The 17,248-nt window shown below is 40.9% G+C and carries 12 protein-coding genes and 1 other RNA gene; 2 read left to right on the forward strand and 11 right to left on the reverse strand.

Translation table 11 applies throughout. The annotated features are described in order from the left end of the window. Positions 1 to 25 precede the first annotated feature (25 nt). From fdhF to mtoX, 7 genes are all read right to left on the reverse strand, one after another. Positions 26 to 2,782: a formate dehydrogenase subunit alpha gene (gene fdhF, locus EV695_RS10615; protein WP_131905896.1), complete on the reverse strand. Its 2,757-nt coding sequence runs from the start codon at positions 2,780 to 2,782 to the stop codon at positions 26 to 28. Continuing rightward, complete coding sequence (locus tag EV695_RS10620) at positions 2,779 to 4,476, reverse strand: NAD(P)H-dependent oxidoreductase subunit E (RefSeq protein WP_131905897.1); 1,698 nt, start codon at positions 4,474 to 4,476, stop codon at positions 2,779 to 2,781. Before EV695_RS10620 ends, fdhF begins: the two co-directional genes overlap by 4 nt. 300 nt (positions 4,477 to 4,776) lie before the next feature. Then, positions 4,777 to 5,619, reverse strand: a complete 843-nt coding sequence (gene fghA / locus EV695_RS10625; RefSeq protein ID WP_131905898.1) for an S-formylglutathione hydrolase — start codon at positions 5,617 to 5,619, stop codon at positions 4,777 to 4,779. A 124-nt stretch (positions 5,620 to 5,743) separates the two neighbouring features. Continuing rightward, a complete protein-coding gene (locus EV695_RS10630; protein ID WP_131905899.1) occupies positions 5,744 to 6,856 on the reverse strand; it encodes an S-(hydroxymethyl)glutathione dehydrogenase/class III alcohol dehydrogenase in 1,113 nt (370 codons plus the stop codon). Between the two features lie 75 nt (positions 6,857 to 6,931). Continuing rightward, complete coding sequence (locus tag EV695_RS10635) at positions 6,932 to 7,480, reverse strand: SCO family protein (RefSeq protein WP_131905900.1); 549 nt, start codon at positions 7,478 to 7,480, stop codon at positions 6,932 to 6,934. A gap of 41 nt (positions 7,481 to 7,521) precedes the next feature. Next, positions 7,522 to 9,507: a cytochrome c peroxidase gene (locus EV695_RS10640; protein ID WP_243651554.1), complete on the reverse strand. Its 1,986-nt coding sequence runs from the start codon at positions 9,505 to 9,507 to the stop codon at positions 7,522 to 7,524. A 125-nt stretch (positions 9,508 to 9,632) separates the two neighbouring features. Beyond that, positions 9,633 to 11,024, reverse strand: a complete 1,392-nt coding sequence (gene mtoX / locus EV695_RS10645) for a methanethiol oxidase (RefSeq protein WP_131905901.1) — start codon at positions 11,022 to 11,024, stop codon at positions 9,633 to 9,635. 150 nt (positions 11,025 to 11,174) lie between these two features. On the opposite strand from mtoX, the gene EV695_RS10650 reads away from it, so the two are divergent. Then, complete coding sequence (locus EV695_RS10650; protein WP_131905902.1) at positions 11,175 to 11,810, forward strand: TetR/AcrR family transcriptional regulator; 636 nt, start codon at positions 11,175 to 11,177, stop codon at positions 11,808 to 11,810. Between the two features lie 140 nt (positions 11,811 to 11,950). On the opposite strand, the gene ssrA is transcribed toward EV695_RS10650, so the two are convergent. Then, positions 11,951 to 12,311, reverse strand: a transfer-messenger RNA (tmRNA) gene (gene ssrA / locus EV695_RS10655). 169 nt (positions 12,312 to 12,480) lie between these two features. On the opposite strand from ssrA, the gene EV695_RS10660 reads away from it, so the two are divergent. Next, on the forward strand, positions 12,481 to 14,463 hold the full coding sequence (locus EV695_RS10660) for a lipoprotein TP_1001-related protein (RefSeq protein ID WP_131905903.1): 1,983 nt from the start codon (positions 12,481 to 12,483) through the stop codon (positions 14,461 to 14,463). A gap of 117 nt (positions 14,464 to 14,580) precedes the next feature. On the opposite strand, the gene EV695_RS10665 is transcribed toward EV695_RS10660, so the two are convergent. The 3 genes from EV695_RS10665 to EV695_RS20495 all read right to left on the reverse strand — a co-directional run bounded on the left by EV695_RS10665 (position 14,581) and on the right by EV695_RS20495 (position 17,244). Beyond that, positions 14,581 to 15,345 (reverse strand): polysaccharide biosynthesis/export family protein, encoded by a 765-nt coding sequence (locus tag EV695_RS10665; RefSeq protein ID WP_131905904.1) that lies wholly within the window; start codon positions 15,343 to 15,345, stop codon positions 14,581 to 14,583. A 26-nt stretch (positions 15,346 to 15,371) separates the two neighbouring features. Continuing rightward, entirely contained in the window at positions 15,372 to 16,418 is a 1,047-nt protein-coding gene (gene galE, locus EV695_RS10670) for a UDP-glucose 4-epimerase GalE (protein ID WP_131905905.1), read from the reverse strand. A 160-nt stretch (positions 16,419 to 16,578) separates the two neighbouring features. Continuing rightward, positions 16,579 to 17,244 (reverse strand): helix-hairpin-helix domain-containing protein, encoded by a 666-nt coding sequence (locus EV695_RS20495; protein ID WP_131905906.1) that lies wholly within the window; start codon positions 17,242 to 17,244, stop codon positions 16,579 to 16,581. Positions 17,245 to 17,248 lie beyond the last annotated feature (4 nt).

Below are 17,248 nucleotides of genomic sequence, written 5' to 3' on the forward strand. Positions count from 1 at the left end.
AAACTCTCCTTTGTTAATGTAAGATTCAAACTGCCGATAATTTCACCGCACAATATTTCACTTCTGCAATTTTCGCGGCAGGATCCAAGGCTGCATTGGTCAGCACATTAGCAGCTGCTTCGAAATAACAAAACGGCATAAACACAGTACCAACCGGAGAATTATCGCTAACCTTGATTTTCGCTTGAAGCTCACCGCGTCTGGTTTCGAGTTTGAGGATATCACCATCCTCTAAACCTAATTTCAACGCATCACTCATATTCACCGAGATCCATGGTTCTGGTTCCAGGCTGTCTAATACGGTTGCACGGCGCGTCATACTGCCGGTGTGCCAATGTTCTAATTGACGACCTGTGATAAGTACAAAAGGGTATTCTTCATCAGGTTGCTCATCGGGAGATACGATATCCGCAGGGACTAGTTTTACTTTGCCACTGACTGTGGGGAAATCTTTCTTGAAGATCACGGGCTCACCTGCATCCCCTTCATTTTCACACGGATAAGTCACACTTTCGTTTTCTAAACGTTCCCAGGTAATACCTGCGATAGAGTCCATTGCCTGTCGCATTTCATTGAAAATATCTTTCGGCCCCTGGTAGTTCCAATCCAGACCCAGGCGCTTCGCTATTTCCTGGATAATCCACCAGTCCTGTTTTGCTTCTCCTGGAGGATTGATAGCCTGACGCCCCATTTGCACAGCACGATCAGAGTTACTATAAGTCCCCGTTTTTTCTGGATTTGCCGCAGCAGGAAGCACAACATCGGCATAGAATGCCGTTTCTGTCAGGAACAAATCTTGCACCACAAAGTGCTCTAACTTTGCCATTGCCTCACGCGCATGTAACACATCAGGATCAGACATAGCCGGATTCTCACCTTCGACATACATCCCTTTGATGATGCCATCGTAGGCAGCATTCATCATCTCGACGGTAGTAATACCCGGCTTGTCATCGAGCGCTTCTACATTCCAGAGTTTTCTAAAGCGATCTTGATTTTCTTCGAGTGTCACTGGCTGATAGTCTGGGAATACCATAGGAATCAAACCAACATCTGATGCGCCCTGCACATTATTTTGTCCGCGTAACGGATGTAAGCCTGTACCGTCTCGACCAATTTGCCCTGTGATCATACACAGTGAAATCAAACAACGCGCATTATCGGTGCCATGCACGTGTTGTGAGATACCCATACCCCATAGAATCATGGCGTTGTTTGCGTTTGCATACATGCGTGCGACATCACGAATTTGTTCTGCACTAACACCACATATAGGCGACATCACCTCTGGCGAATAATCCTGTAGATGTTCTTTTAGTGTTAGGAAATCTTCCGTACGCGTTTCTATAAATTCTTTATCGGTCAGTCCTTCTGTGACAATTACATGCATCATCGCATTGAGTAATGCAACGTCAGATGACGGTTTGAATTGCACATGCTGAGCAGCGTGTCGCTTCATCTCTGAACCACGTGGATCCATTAAAATCAACTTCGTACCATTCTTGATGGCGTTCTTCATCCACGTCGCACCCACTGGATGGTTTACCGTTGGATTAGCGCCGATAATGATAATCACATCTGCTTTTTGCACATCAGCCATTGGGTTTGAAACTGCCCCCGAACCAAAACCTTCCAGCATTGCAGTCACCGAAGAAGCATGACAAAGACGCGTACAATGATCGACGTTATTCGTTTGAAAACCGGTGCGGATTAACTTCTGGAAGATATACGCTTCTTCGTTACTACCCTTGGCGGAACCCAATCCTGCGAGTGCATATTTGCCGTCTTTTGCGATGATTTTCTTTAAACCTTCAGCGGCAAAATCGAGTGCTTCATCCCACGTTGCTTCGCGGAAAATCTCAAAAGGCTTGCCAGGATCAAAATCCAGTAAGGCTGTTTTAGGAACATCATCACGACGAATCAAAGGAACCGTAAGTCGTTCTGGACTGTGAATATAATCAAAGCCATAACGACCTTTGACGCACAAGCGTCCTTTATTCGCGATTCCATTTCTGCCTTCGACATGCAGAATTTTATTGTCTTTGACGTTGTAAGTCAGCAAACAGCCAACACCACAATAAGGACAGACCGAATCGACTTTCTTGTCCGGCACAATCATGCCGACACCGTTAGCGGGCATTAACGCACCCGTAGGACAGGCTTGCACACATTCGCCACAACCAACACAGGTACTTTCACCCATGGCATCATCGACATCGAAGACAATTTTTGTTTCGCCGCCGCGTTTTGCCAAACCAATTACATCATTCACTTGCACATCACGACAGGCGCGTAAACAACGCGTACAGTGAATACAGGCATCAAGATTTACACCAATAGCCGGGTGTGAGAAGTCATGTTCAACTTTAGTGCGGGATTCAAAACGTGATGCTTGTACATCCAGCCTTTTTGACCAGTGCTGTAACTCGTTATCCAGTTTGTATTGCTCTTCTGGCATATCGGCATTGAGTAATTCCAACACCATTTTTTGCGCTTTTACTGCACGCTCATTATTTGTTGAAACCTTCATATCCTGACTCGGATTACGACAGCATGAAGGCGCTAAAACTCGTTCTCCATCAATCTCAACCATGCAAGCACGACAGTTTCCGACTTCTTCAAGACCATCTTTGTAACACAAGGTTGGAATCTCAACACCGTTGCGCTGGGCTGCTTTTAGGATAGTTTCGTCTTTATCCGCGGTAATTCTTTTTCCGTTGAGTTCGAATTCGATAGTTGTTTTTGAGCTTGTAGTTGTTGTAGCTGTAGTAGCAGAACTCATTTTGACACCCCCCCACTTTCAGGCACTTTTTTTGTTTTACTGGAGGTTTCATTCGGGAAATAGTTAATCACACTGTTCATAGGATTAGGTGCTGCTTGCCCTAGACCACAGATCGATGCATCCATCATTACCGTGGATAATTCCCCCATTAACTCAGTATCCCATTCTTCTTGTTGCATTAGTTTTACAGCCTTCTCAGTACCGACACGGCAAGGTGTGCATTGCCCACAAGATTCATGTCTGAAGAAATTCATCGCATTGATTGCGGCATCACGGGCTGAATCTTTATCTGATAATACAATCACCGCCGCAGAACCGATAAACGCACCGTGCTCATTTAAAGTATCGAAATCTAACGGAATGTCAGCCATGCGTTCGGGCAAAATCCCACCTGAGGCACCACCGGGAAAGTAGCCATAGAGTTCCTGACCATCCTGCATCCCACCGCAATATTCATTGACCAATTCACGTAATGTGATGCCAGCTGGCGCCAGATAAACACCGGGGTTTTTAACACGCCCGCTAACCGAGAAAGAGCGCAATCCCTGTCTACCATTTTTACCATGTGAGGTAAACCAGTCAGCCCCTTTTTCTACAATTTCACGAACCCAGTAAAGCGATTCCATATTGTGTTCAAGCGTTGGGCGACCAAACAAACCGACTTCCGCAAGATACGGTGGACGCAAGCGTGGCATGCCTCGTTTGCCTTCGATGGATTCGATCATTGCCGATTCTTCACCACAGATATAAGCACCTGCACCTCTGCGTAAATAGATTGGCGGCACGTCTGGAAGTTTGTCTTTTATAACGGCTAATTCTTGTTCGAGTAATTCTCGTAAGCCTGCATATTCATCACGTAAATAAATGTAGATGGCCGCTGTGCCTACGACTTCAGAAGCAATTAACATGCCTTCAAAAAAACGATGTGGATCACGCTCTAAATAATAGCGATCCTTAAACGTACCGGGCTCACCTTCATCGATATTGACTGCCATCAGTCTCGGTGCGGGTTGTTCCTTAACAATGCGCCATTTACGACCGACAGGAAATCCTGCCCCCCCCAAACCACGCAGACCTGAGTCGTCTTTGGCAGATAGAATATCTTCGTGGTGATGCTCTTTCTCTACGACTCGTTTATATAATTCATAGCCTCCGTCTTTTACGTATTGTTCATAACGAATGGCATTTTCTGGCGCTATATCAGCGGTATTACCTGCTTCAACATCCTCTATGACTTTTTCTGAAGTGGCAAACTGAATAGGTTTAGTGCCGACGACTGCGACAGGTGCTGACTCACAACGGCCCACACAGGGCACTCGTTGTACGCGTACTTTTTTACCAATTGCAGATTCTAATGTGTCTATTAAAACTTCAGCGCCCGTTAATTCACAACTGATAGAATCACACACGCGCACCGTTAGGCTTGCTGGTTTTTGATCGCCTTCTTTGACGATATCAAAGTGATGATAAAAACTCGCAACTTCGTAAACTTCTGTCTGGCTGATTTTTAATATGGTAGCCAGTGCATGCAGGTGCTCAACGGCTAAACATTGATACTTATCCTGTATCAGGTGTAAATACTCGATCAATAAATCACGCTGCAAAGGCATGTCTTTTAAAAGAGTCTGAACGTCTAGTAACGCCTCGTTAGATAAAGGACGTCCTCTTCTTTTAATATTTTTTCTCTTTTTCATCTACATCTCTGCCTTTGTCAAAGCTAAATTAGTTTTATATACATTGTGAACTGTCGGAGGGTAATTCTGAAGTGCGCTAATATTCGAGCGAATTTATCAGTAAATCTACCCTTATTATCTTACGAATAATCTAATAAAAATTATCATTTAATAACGATTCCAATCATAGCCGACTATAGCGAAAAACAATCGCATGAATGTTTTAATTGCGAACATAATAGTTCGATTAACCACCTTAAACTCAAGATGATTAACCGATTCTGGAGAATGCGTTACACAGTAAGAATAACTGTATCGCTATTAGCTTCTTAGTTGTTTCTCATGAAATGCTAAGTGTTCACCAATAAATGTAGAGATGAAATGATAGCTATGATCATAACCATCCTGCATTCTCAAGGTAATTGGAAAATCTGCCGCATCGCACGCCGCTTGTAAATTCTGAGGATATAATTGATCGGCAAGGAATTCATCATCCAGACCACTATCAATTAACACTGGTAATTTTTCAGCGCCATTTTTCACTAATTCGGTTGCATCGTATGCGTTCCAGATACTTTTATCATCCCCCAGATACGCACCAAAACAGCCTTCACCCCAAGCGCAATTTACGGGATTACAGATAGGTGCAAACGCGGATACTGATTGATACATTCCTGCATTTTTAAACGCACAGATTAACGCGCCGTGACCACCCATTGAATGCCCTGTTATCGAACGAACGCCAGGAATAATCGGGAAGTTTTGTTCTGCTAACTCGACCAGTTCTTTGGTTACATAATCGTACATCTGATAATTTTTAGACCATGGCTCTTGTGTTGCATTAACGTAGAAACCAGCACCTTTACCGAGATCATAACGATCTTCTTCATCCGGAACATCATCACCACGAGGACTTGTATCTGGAATAATTAAGGCTATGCCCAATTCAGAAGCGTAACGTTGCGCGCCAGCTTTGGTACGAAAGTTATCATCAGTACAGGTTAAACCTGATAACCAGTAAACGGCTGGCACTTTTTCTGTTTCTGCTAATGGTGGTAAATAAACCGAGAAAGTCATTTCACAGTTACAGCTTGATGATTGATGCGTATAGCGTTTTAAAAAACCACCAAACTCTTTGACACTTTCAGTTTCTTGAATAGACATATTTACTCTATTTCCTTCTTAATTCTTTTGTTATTACATATGTAGATAAACCAGGAGGACGCCAATAAATAATAATGGCACCCCCCTACTTTGAGGCATTTTTTTAATTCAATTAGAACTAGAATTAAAACTCAATAACAGAACGAATACTCTCGCCGCTATGCATTAAATCAAATGCTCTATTGATGTCTTCTAATGGCATCTTGTGAGTAACCAAACTATCTAGCTCGATCTCTCCTGCCATGTAACGATCAACATAACCCGGAAGTTCAGTTCTGCCTTTTACACCACCGAATGCCGTTCCCATCCAGGTACGACCAACAACCAGGTTGAATGGACGCGTTTGAATGACCTGACCAGCGCCAGCTACACCAATTACCACTGACTTACCCCAACCCATGTGCGTACACTCTAGTGCATCACGCATAACGTGGACATTACCAATACACTCGAATGAGTAATCTGGGCCACCATCAAAGGTATCCTGCATATATTCTACAAAGCCACCTTCTGGAATATCTTTAGGGTTTACAAAATCAGTACAACCTAATTGTTTAGCGAACTCGAACTTATCAGGGTTGATATCGATACCGATGATACGCTTAGCACCCGCCATTACCGCACCTTGAATACACGATAAACCAATACCACCCAGTCCAAATACTGCCACGGTAGAGCCTGCTTCAACTTTAGCTGTATTCAGCACAGCGCCGATACCTGTTGTAACACCACAACCTAACAAACAAGCCTTATCCAAAGGTGCGGCTTTATTTATTTTTGCCAGTGCGATTTCTGGAACAACCGTGTACTCAGAAAACGTCGAACAGCCCATGTAATGGAAGATGTCTTTACCGCCCTGAGAGAAACGACGTGTACCATCAGGCATATAACCGGTCCAGATAGTTGGTGCTATTGTCTGACATAAATTCGACTTGGTTGAATTACAGTATTCACAATCACCACATTCAGCGATGTAAAGTGGAATTACATGATCACCGACTTCCAGGTTCTTAACTCCGGGACCTAACTCAACAACTTCACAACCCCCTTCGTGTCCTAAAATACAAGGAAACGAACCTTCAGGATCATCCCCAGAAAGTGTGAATGCATCGGTATGACATACGCCAGACGCGATGACTTTAAGGAGAACTTCGCCCTCTTTTGGTCCCATTACTTCTACTTCCTCTATGACTAGAGGCTTTTTTGGTTCCCATGCTACTGCTGCTTTACATTTCATTTGAATAATTCTCCGTTTTAAAATGCTAATTTAAAATATGTATAGTATGTTTTGACTAAAGATTACAAAAAATCTTTAGAGTTTGTTAATTTCGTTTTTTATCACACGTAAAATATGATCTGTCGGTAGTCCAAAAGGTATGATATTTAATAACTTACCGTCGGCGCCTAAAACGTATAAATTAGCCGAATGGTCTACCAGATAATAATCACTCCCTTTTTTCTTTGAATGAATTTTGGTTTGTACCTTATACGCATCAGCAACCGCACTTATTTCATCAATACTCCCTGTAAGCCCAATTAAATCAGGGCTAAAAAAAGGAACATAGTTTTTCAACTTATCGGGAGTATCACGTTCTGGATCTACCGAAATGAATAATGCGCTCACATTATCAGCATCATCGCCGAGGGATCTTAACACCTTGGCTAATGAAGATAACTCGCTTGGGCAAATATCGGGGCAAAAAGTATAACCAAAGAAAATCAATACCAACTTGCCACGTAACTGCTTTAGTTCAAACGGTTTTCCATCATGGTCTGTTAACGTAAAGTCACCACCAACACGAGTCGTTTCACTGGCATAAACAATTCCAGTGCCGGATTGTAAAGTCATACTTAAAAGCATGACAAGTCCTGAAAACCCAAGTTTGTTTAATATGCTCCTCACTAATTATTTGCTCCATCGTGCGCCCAATTCGGGTCACTATTAGTAAGGTCGCCAATGGGTGCATCGAAAGCATCTGACACCAGCATATCGACATTACTTCCGGTTAGTGCTTTCAGGAATGACACCAAATCACTCTGTTCTTGTTCTGATAAACCCAACGGTGTGATCAACGGATCTAACAGTTTATTTTTCACCCCGCCTTTATTGTAAAAACTGACGACATCATAGAGTGTCTGTAATGAGCCATTGTGCATATATGGTGCGGTTAAACTAATATTTCGCAGGCTCGGCGTTTTATATTTCCAGCGATCATCCGGGTTTTGTGTTATTTCATATAACCCCGTATCAGCTGCTTTCTTTTCGCCGACAGAATCCAGTATCGCACTATCAACCTCAACGAATACACCTGGGGCTAAAACAACCCGTTCTGTAACCGGTTTAATACCCATCGCTTCGTTGTAACCAATACCGGTGTTATGCAATTTATTGTCGGTAAATAAAGCATGATCTTCACTAATGGTATGGCAGCTACTGCAGCGGCCTTTCCCTGTGAAAATCTGAAATCCGCGTTGTGCTTTTTTACTTAAAGCGCCTTCTTGTTTACCAAAGTACCAACGATCAAAGGAAGAGTCTGCAGATACCAATGTTCTCTGATAATCAGCTAATGCACGACCTAGATTTCGCATATTCACGCCACCGCCATCAAATGCTTTTTCAAACAAACCTTTGTAGTCAGGCATTTGTTTAATCTTATTGATGACATGACCAATCGAAGGATTAGACATTTCATTATGTGCTAATAACGGCCCCCATATTTGTTGTTCCAAGGTCTGTTCACGACCATCGTGGAACAGACTAGTGTTGTAAGCGACATTGTACAAAGTGGGGGAATTACGCCGATGACTTCGACCCTCAATGCCTATTGCCATCGCTAGTTCATTATTGGCAAACCCTTGCTCAGGGATATGGCAAATAGCGCAAGAAAAAGTATCGTTGAACGATAATCTCCGATCAAAAAACAACCTACGACCTAGCTCTATTTTTTCTGTGGTTAATCGATTAGTTTCTGGCTCTGGAACTGCTGGTAAACCTAATGGTGGGTTTTTAGCTAATGCCAATAAATCTGCTTTGGCGCCGCGACGTGCGCTGATAGATTTACTTCGGGTGACATAATCACCTGTTTCGTAGCCGCTTTTGTCATCACCCGGAACAGATAATATGGGAACTAGGTGATTATCTTTTTCTGTATTTTCATTACTCGCAATCTTGTATGAATCATCTTCCAGAATCAGTGTTTTAATATCCGTTATTATTAAATCAGGATGTAAAAAACCCAGACTATATATATTACGAATTTTTAATTTCGGGTCGATCAGAAACACTCTTAATATATGCGAAATATCCCCAGTTTCTTCACCGTTAACGCTCATTTCACGTTGAATATCCTGATTATAATCTTGCAGGATTGGTTCAAGCGCCGACAAAGAGGACGTCGTTAAAAAACGCCACTCTCCCTTATCACCAGCAAACTTGAAATTTGCTCCGTATAGACGCATTACTTCGGGCGAATCGTGTTCTGGATCAAAACTCAGGCTGGCTAAACGTAATTTACTCGCAAGCACAGGATCTGTTTTCATTTCTGCTTTTAATTTATAAAAAACATAAGAAGCCAAAGGACAGCCATTCACATCTTTACAGTTACTGTAGATAAAACTTAAGAGTGTGTATTTCCCCTCGTAAATATCATGTAACGAATTTTCTCGACCTTGTTCATCCAGAATTTTACCGTCAGGCGCATTGCCTAATGGTGGAAGTTTATAGCTTCCTGCCGCGGCCATTTTATAGCCTAAAGAACCGTAACCCGGAGCCAGTGGAATTGTATTATTTATTTTTGATGTAGCATTATTCTCAAGCGATGCAGCACTAATCTCAAACATAGCAAGGAAACAACTAAACAGAATTACCCCCGCACTAAATACTTTCATTGTCTAACACCTTGAATACTGTAATTAAATCGAATCAGTTTTGCCACATGGACAAAACTGATTCTAAAAACCTCACAGATTATGAGGAGCCAGAAGACTTTATTTTCTTATTATTAAATAACTCATTATTGCTTTGTGATACTGGCTACTTTTTTTACCTCGCTCATTTCTGGCTTCTTTTTGCTATATAAAGAATAAGCTCCAAAACGCATCTGATGAGCTCTTCCTAATTTTAAGGCATTGAAATCGATACTGAATTTCTCATCCAGCTCTTTTCCATTCCAGACATAGCTTTTAAAATACTGCGAATTATCATCCCCTTTCTTATCCCAGTTAGCTAACAACGAAGAGGTGTAATAAACTCGTTTTCCATCCCAGCTAGAAGATGCCATATTCACTTGTTTGTCGATTTGCTTCTCGTAAGTTTGCTTAGGCGCATTGATGTTAGAAAGATCAAAATAACGTGTCTTGCCGTCCATAAAGGTATTCACCCAAAGACCTGAATCATCTGATGTCAGAGAGATATCTACCGGTAGTGGAATTTTTGACGCATCACCAATATCTGCCACATCCTTCGCTTGCCATTCACCTTTATCATCTTCATAGATTAACCAGATTTTTGAGGTTAAAGCTGTGGTAGTTAAACACCAGTTATGATTTGGCTGCCATGCACAACGAACTTCAAGAGGAGCACCCGGAACATCTAAAACTTTCTTTGGCTTTCTGGTATGCAAATCCCAAATAACCACGGTATTTCCGAAACGTTTCATTGCTTCTGGATCTTTTACCATTTTACCGAGATCCATCATGTAATTAGACCAACCAGTAAACGATGATGTCACCATTACATTTCGTCTAGGTAAGGCACGTAAGTCGTAGCCATAACCATCTGCGTACTTTCCAGATTTCTTCGCTCCATTGAGGTTTTCATCCGTTGGCATCCAGTGAGTTGCCACATATTTACCTTCATTGGTGTATTCCACCATTGCCGTTCTTCCACCGTGATCAGCATTATTTGATAAACCGGTAACCATCATTCGTCCTGGTAATGCATAAGTTGTATGAGGCCCAACAACGCCACCACTGGCTGATACAAAATCGGTGATAACCTTGTTCAAAGTTGGTTTGGCAGGATCAGTATGAACATCAAATACAAAGATTTTATTGGTATCTAAACCACCTGCCCAAAGGTATTTGCGGTCATCAGTTAAACCAGAGTGATGTGCTTCATTTCGACCACCTACTGAAAGTGTTTCGATAACTTTTCCGTATTTAGGTGAATTAGGATTAACATCAACAGTAACCAGCTTGTCTTGGCCATCCCCCAAACCTTCAACCCCAAGCGTCCAGATATAAACAAAATCTTCCTGCCCTACGATTTTAGCCATATAGGGAGACATACACGTTTCATCGGCTTGTGTTGTAGATACTATTCCACCCACACCCAATAACAATGTTGATATCGTAAACGTTTTAGCTATATTCTTGCAGATTGGTCCGAAAATATTCCTCTTCATTTCTCACTCCTTAGCTGATAAGTTATTCTTCATTTTTATTGTTATTGGCAACTTACAAAAAAATATTTGTAAAATGTTGCTATAATACAAAATAGAATGAATGTTCATTTTTGTCAAATTTTAAAATAGATATAGCGAATAAACTTACATATGCCCTATTTAAAAAGAGAAGCCCCAAACCCGGAACCAATTGACTGTAGAATTTTAACTGCAGCGTTGGATTTATTTGTGAACTCTGGTTATCACAACGTATCTGTTCATGAAATTCAAAAGCAAGCGGATGTCAGTATTGGTTCAATCTACAAGCACTTTGGTGGTAAAGACGGCATCGCAAAAGCCTTGTATAAACATATACTAAATGAAATGGACGAGCTGGTTGATGATGTTATGAATGAACATAAATCACCCAAAAAACAATGCGAAGAAATCATCAGGTTACTGTGCGGATACACCGAAACACATTACGATATTATGGCATTTATATTTCATGCAAAACACACCGAATTTGTCCCGGATGAACCTCTAATTTGTAACACCCTACCCTTTATAAAAATTCGAGAAATAGTCAAAAGTGGAATGGAATGCGGAGAATTTAGAGAAATTAATTCCTGGGTAGCCGCATCAACAATCTTCGGTGGCGTCATAAGAATGATCCAGCTAAGACTGGATAATATGATCGAAGAACCATTACCCACTTATTTCGAGACACTCATAGATGCTTCACTAAATGGAGTTCTTACCAGTGATACAACAAAGACTGATAATAAGATATCTGCGGTTTTATAAAATGCAATTTCAAACAAGAAACCTCCTAATAAAGTGACGTTTCACTTTGTTTAAATGCTTATTTATTTTTTACACCCCCCTACTTTGGGGCACTTTTTTTAAAACATAAAAAAACCCGAGACAAGCTCGGGTTTTTAAATTGGTGGAGGCGGCGGGGATCGAACCCGCGTCCGCAAATAGTCCATCTGAAGGCGCTACATGTTTAGTCTAGCTATTAATTTAACTCTTATCTAACCACTAGACAGGATTGAAAAGAGCGATTCCGGTAAAAGTTTTAACGGCTCCGTCCCAGACGTACTTCACCGCGATCCCGTATAAATGATCCCGAACACTTGCCCTACAGGCGAGGAAAGGTCAGGAGTCTAGTGATGCTTATTAAGCAGCTAGAGCGTAGTTGTCATCATTGGCAACTAAAGTTTTTTAGATAGTGTTTAAGTGCTCACTAAACGCACTACATGCTCCTTAGGTTTCGTGATCCACGTCGAAGCCAGAATCGCCCCCAAAGGTTGAGAATAAATTCTCTATGATGATAGGATGACTTTCAGCATCCCTGTAACTATGACATTCTACAGACTGTTTTAGTTCCTGTCTGCATAGTTTTTATTTAGTTAAGATTATATACAGTTTGCTTCACTTATAATCGAAGTAAATAAAAATAATCATCTACGTCATGTATCGCAAACTATTTTTCTTGGCATTCTCGCTTACTCCTTTTTTAGCCAGCGCTTATCCCATTACGTCTTATCTGGAAATGGTGAAAGTTGCCAGCGTGGGCAGTGCATGGCAAACCTTGGCTTTATCAAATTCTTACAGTAATCCTGTTGTCGCTTGCACCTATAATCTTCCTTCTTCTGCCAGCAACGAGGCTGCAGTTAGGGTTCAAGTAATTGGCTCAAGCATTCAGGTTAAAATTCAACAGCCTTTAAACTCAACGGCAATTACTGCTTCGGCGGTATATTGCACAATATCACAAGCTGGTTCTTATACTTATCCGATTAAATATGAAGCACATACAGTAAATTCAACGTTAACAAATTATGGAAGTAACTGGAATGCTACACAAATGGTTAATGTGTCTTCTAGCCCATATAAAGTGCAAAACTATACTAAGCCAGTCGTTACTGGACAGGTGATGAGTTACAACAATCCTAATTTTTCTGTTTTCTGGAGTAATAACTGTGCAAGCCGCTCAACTCCTCCAAGTAATTCTGCTATTTGTGTGGGCAAACATACGGGGCAAACGACACCTACTTCCCCAACTACTGAGATTTTAGGATATTTCATTGCTGAAGAAGGCGAGTATATTCAAGCTAGTTCCTATGTGAAAATTGCTCTAGGCACCGATACTGTCGCAGGTACTAAAAATACACCACCTTATAATTATAATCTTGGACAGAATTATACTTACGCAACGGCTACTCAGTCAGCGGAAGACGGCGGAAACGGAAGCTGGGCTGTTCTCTACGGTAGTTCGCCAGTATCCACACAATTAGGACTTGCGGTTGAAGAGGAAACAGTCACAGGAGATAAATCAAGAACTCATACAAATGAACAAGTAGCCTACTGGGCAATGGAACCTATCAATAAAACGTACGCTGATCTTAGAATAAATGAAATTCTATACCGTCAAAATGGAACAGTTTTAAGAGAATTCATAGAATTTACTGTATTAAGTGGTGGCAGTATTCTTAATTATTTAGTCAGTAGTCAGGATGGAACAGGACAAAATTACCGTTTACCAGATATCACCGTCAATACTGGAGATTACGTTATCCTTCATTCCAATACAGGTACTCCCAGTAGTTCTGGGGGAGTGCATCATGTATATACTGGCAGCACATCAACACCTTTGAATAATACAGCCGATGACGTAGTCTTGTTAAAACCTTCTGATAGTGATGCAACAACACTTGTAGGATCTGGAACGCATAATGTAATTCCAGTGGATTATGTTTCTTATGGAACTGCCTCAGGTGTTGATCCTGTACCTGTCAGTAACAATGGGGTCACAGTATCCTGGAATAGTGTTGATAATGCGAGATTAGATGGTGCTGCGTTGGGTCAATCTATAAGCCTGACGCCAAATGGCGTTGATTCTAATACCAGTGCGTGCTGGGAACTAACAAGCAGTGGGGATGCGAGCGGATGTCCTAGCTATATTATTACATCCGATACTGACTCTTCCGCGAATATTAATAGTCAGGGCATGAACAATAATTTAGCGCCGGAAATAAGCTTAACGAAAACAGTAACGACAATTTACGACCCATATAATGGCGCGAGTAATCCTAAAGCGATACCGGGCAGTGTACTTGAATACAGCATTACAGCCACAAACGATGGACCTTCGGCCGCCGATAACAACTCCATTAAATTATCAGACATCATTCCTGCAAACACTAAACTATGCGTAAGCAATACTGGAAACTGTAGAGCCCCCTATTTTGTTAATGGCTCGCCTTCAAGCGGCTTAAGCTTAGGAACTGTTACTTATTTAGATAACTCAAATACTGTTATTGCCTCATCGCCTGATTCCGATGGAGCTAACAGCAATGTCGCCAAACTAGAAGCGGCTATGAATGGAAGTTTTGCTGCTAAAAGCGCTACTACAGGACCTAATTTCAGTCTTAAATTTAGAATAGTTGTTGAATAGTCGTAGAAATACTTTGTAAGTCACCCCCCTACTTTGAGGGGCTTTTTTAGATAATGATCAATTTTAAATCTATTGGGAATGACACCAATAGATTTAAACAAATTATTACAGGACTACTTAAAGACCTAAGATAGAAAATGGCGCTGTCACAGCTGGCAAGTATTCCAGAACTTTCTTTTCTCTTACTTTTGCACTGTCTTGCATAACCACTATTCGATCATCTCCGCGAAGACCCGGATCAGCGATTGTGCCATTTCTGACTAAATCAAGATTTACCAGATGACGTGTTCCATCTCTATAAAAGAAAACACCACGTGAATCACCAACCTCAGTTAGCCCTTGCGCAAGCGCTATTGCTTGTAAGAAACTCATATTACCTTTGATAGGAAATACACCAGGAGACTTTACAGCGCCTTCAACAGTGACACGATTTTCAATCGCTTTATTGGTTCTACTGATGCTCACCTGAGGGTCTTGCATGAACTCTTTTAGTCGTTGTGTGATTTTTTGTTCTGCCTGAGCTATCGTCAATCCGGCCACTTGAACAGTACCAACTAATGGTAACGAAATAGCTCCACTGGCTTCTACGGTCAAATCTCTTGCTGATAAATCAGGCACTTTAAATACATTTACATCAAGTTTGTCTTCCGTTGAAATTCTATCTGAAGCCGTAGGAACTCGTTTGTAGCTTGGTGCACGATTATTACTGTAATTACTTGTAGCAGGTGCTGTGGCAGCATAAGAACCAGACTGTGCATTCAATGCATCAACTGAATTTGCTGCTGCAGTTGTTTCTGCAGGTGTGGGCACATAAGGACTTGAACTAGTACATGCTGTGAGTACTAATAAAGGTAGTAATGCTGATAAAGTTTTGTTTTTCACTGAATATCCTCTTTAACCAATTGCAATTAAGCTATTGCTTCTTTAGTTTTGTTATTTGTTTTGTAGCCCATTGGGTTATTACTTTGCCAACGCCAGGTATCATCACACATTTCTTGAATACCACAGGTTGCCTCCCAATCTAGCAATTGCTTGGCAAGGGTTGGGTCTGCGTAACAACATGCAATATCACCCGATCTTCTCTCGACAATTCTATATGCCACTTTTTTACCAGAGGCATGTGAAAATGCTTCAACCATTTCTAATACAGAATAACCCTTACCAGTTCCAAGGTTGACAGTGTAAAGGTTATCTACGTTACTATTCTCAAAGGCTTGTAATGCCTTTACGTGGCCTTTCGCCAGATCAACCACATGAATATAGTCTCTAACACCGGTGCCATCTGGTGTAGCATAATCTCCACCAAAAACGGAAAGTTGCTCGTAACGCCCTACTGCAACTCCAGAGACATAAGGCATCAGATTATTTGGTATATCATTCGGATCTTCACCTATCAAACCACTAGGATGAGCACCGACAGGATTAAAATAACGTAGCAAAGCGATATTCCAGCTTTTATCGGAAATAAATATATCCCGCAATATCTCTTCTATATGAAGTTTGGAACGTCCATAAGGATTGGTAGCACTTACTGGAAAACTCTCGAGTATCGGGACTGTTTCAGGGTCACCATACACAGTGGCAGATGAGCTAAAAATAACACGCTTCACATTATTGCGATTCATTGCACTAAAAAGGCTTATGCTTCCAGCTATATTGTTATCGTAATACATTAATGGCTTTTCTACGGATTCACCTACTGCTTTCAAGCCTGCAAAATGAATCACACCATAGATATCGTGTTTCTGAAAAACTTGATCAAGAAGGTCAGAATCTCTGATATCACCTTCTATAAAAGTGATCGTTTGTCCGGTAATTTCTTTAACTCTATCAAGAGAAACCGTTGAACTATTGCATAAATTATCAAAAACTATGGGGGTATATCCTGCTGCGAGCAGTTCTATACATGTGTGTGAACCTATATATCCGGCGCCACCGGTAACTAATATATTCATCTAATTATTTTAATCTGTTTGTATGAATTTAAAAGAAGATTACCTTTCTGTATAAAAAATAGCCAGTTTTCTCGAAAGAAACTGGCTATTCCGTACTTATTAACCGACGGCCTGCAAGGTCAAAATATTAAACCCTGGAGAGCTCGTCTTAAGTAATTAACTACTTTTTATCTTTAGTTGTTTTCTTTTTAGTAGTTTTCTTCTTAGTTGGTTTCTTTTTAGTTGTTTTTGTCTTAGTAGACGTTTTCTTACTGGTAGTTTTCTTCTTAGGAGTTGCCTTTTTAGAGTCAGTCTTTTTACTTGTTGATGATTTCTTTGAAGACTTTTTCTTAGTAGAAGCTTTCTTATCCGTTTCTGCTATTTTTGAAGACTTGTTTTTAGAAGAAGTAGATGACGTTTTTGAGCTAGAAGAGCTTGATGACTTCTTTGTTGTTTTCTTTTTTGATGAAGAGCTATTTGCTTTACCCATTTTATAACCATCAGGAGCAACGCTTTTACCTCGTGAAGTAGATACGTTCTTCTTCATATCTTTATAGGTTTCTTCACCAATTCCTGGGACATTTTTTAAATCATCAATTTTTTTAAAACTACCATTAGATTTACGGTATTTAACAATCGCTTCCGCTTTAGTTGGCCCCACACCTTTCAAATAAGCAGCTAATGTTGATGCATTAGCTTTATTGATATTAACTGTTTCTGTACCTTTGTATTCCGTCGATGCCGAAACTAAAGCAGGAATAAGCATCACAGAAAATATTACACCCATAAGCGCTTTACGAACAGTAGAACTAAAATTTAAACCCATTTTTTTATCCTCTATTGACATGTTA

Origin of the sequence: Cocleimonas flava (assembly GCF_004339015.1) — a bacterium.
In the GTDB taxonomy this organism is placed as follows: Bacteria; Pseudomonadota; Gammaproteobacteria; order Thiotrichales; family Thiotrichaceae; genus Cocleimonas; species Cocleimonas flava.